The 1,416-nt window shown below is 37.9% G+C and carries 1 protein-coding gene and 1 pseudogene; both read right to left on the bottom strand.

What is annotated here, in order from left to right; genetic code table 11:
- Window positions 1-56: 56 nt before the first annotated feature.
- The gene (locus EVI01_RS13930) at window positions 57-908 is read right to left on the bottom strand and encodes an IS200/IS605 family element transposase accessory protein TnpB (RefSeq protein ID WP_010750113.1); all 852 of its coding nucleotides are present in this window, start codon (window positions 906-908) and stop codon (window positions 57-59) included.
- A 27-nt stretch (window positions 909-935) separates the two neighbouring features.
- A pseudogene (locus EVI01_RS13925) lies at window positions 936-1,416 on the bottom strand (RNA-guided endonuclease TnpB family protein); the annotation flags it as partial.

The following is a 1,416-nucleotide window of genomic DNA, read 5'->3' as shown; positions in this document are numbered from 1 at the left end:
GGGTTCTCCTACTACCGAGTCTATCCACACAGGACAAGAGTCTATAATGAACAAATTTAGGCTACACAAATACGTAACTGGTGTAATGTGCTTAACGTTTGTTCTGTTCTTACTAGCACTTCGGGAACTTTTGCCCCAAGCGCCAACCTTCTCTTCTCAGACAAGGGTTTTATAGCTGCACGAATAAAAAAACGTGCTCCGATATTATAACTAGCATTTAAGTCTGCATGATATGGCTTTCCTGCTGGAAATTCACAGAGGTCTTTACGGTCAGACCGAGTAACTTTCCCTGTGCCATCATAAGCGTACATTGATGTTCCTCTTGCTAAGACACGTGAAATTCTCATACCTAAATAATGAGCCATTTCCTCGACCTTATTTTGGATGGCAGTTTTTCTCCAGTAATGCAATTTGAAGCGAAGCTTTTTCGCTCCATACATTCCTTTTGGAGTACGCATTTGACCTAAATACTCAAACACTATCGTGTGAACGTTGTATTTACTTGCAAATTCTATGAGTTGATGTGCTGTGTCGTTTATCATTTGTGTCTGCAATCCTTTGATTGCGTTCCAATAACGAGGACACTTTGCCCCCCTAGTTTGACGTTGTGCTTTCTTTAATTGGTTGACTAAATGAAACAGATGGTCTTTTTCTTTAGCTTGTTTGATGAACAAACGTGCTAAGACAGTTCCATCACTGTCCATTACGCAACCTACAGCACTATTCGTCAATCCTAGGTCAATCGCTAGAATTCGTGTATCTTTCTCTTTTAATTTATGGAGTTTTACTTCTTTTTCATAGGCAAAAGACAAGAAATACTTTTTCCCGCGCTTAACGAGCTTAGGATTACATTGTTTCCAATCGGTAATCCCACGTCTTGTTAAGTCCGTTTTAGCACGAACGACCACTTTTTCCCAAATCCAATCGTTATTTTTTTAGACCTTTATTGCATAACCATCTGATGTTTGGTTGAACATATTTCCCTTATAAAATACAGGGAAATCATTATGTTTGAACTGTGGTGTTGGTGCTTTTTTCGTAAACTTTTTCTTATTGTCAATTGCTTCTGAACGTTCTTTTTCCCAATTGAGATAGTTGGAACGCCAAGAAGACCATTTTCCATAAGCAGAATTAATCGCGGCACGTCTAAAATAAGATGGGAATTTAGGGAACAACTCGTTATAATCGAAATATTTCGGATTTGGATTTTTAGCCGTTCGATTGACTAGCCTCTCAACGATTCCTTGAGCTTCATTAAGAGAGTAATCATTATCTAATTCAAATTCTTGAAAAATAACTTGCAAGAAATACGTCACTACTTCGTTGTATTTTTTACAAGTTTCATTCAACGAACTTGTGTGGCTGATAATTTTTTCACTAACTGTTTTTGCTCGCGTGTTGTATCCCATTGTTCTC

This window comes from Enterococcus villorum (genome assembly GCF_007990225.1).
Classification (GTDB): domain Bacteria; phylum Bacillota; class Bacilli; order Lactobacillales; family Enterococcaceae; genus Enterococcus_B; species Enterococcus_B villorum.
This window is presented reverse-complemented; position numbering and strand designations above follow the sequence as displayed.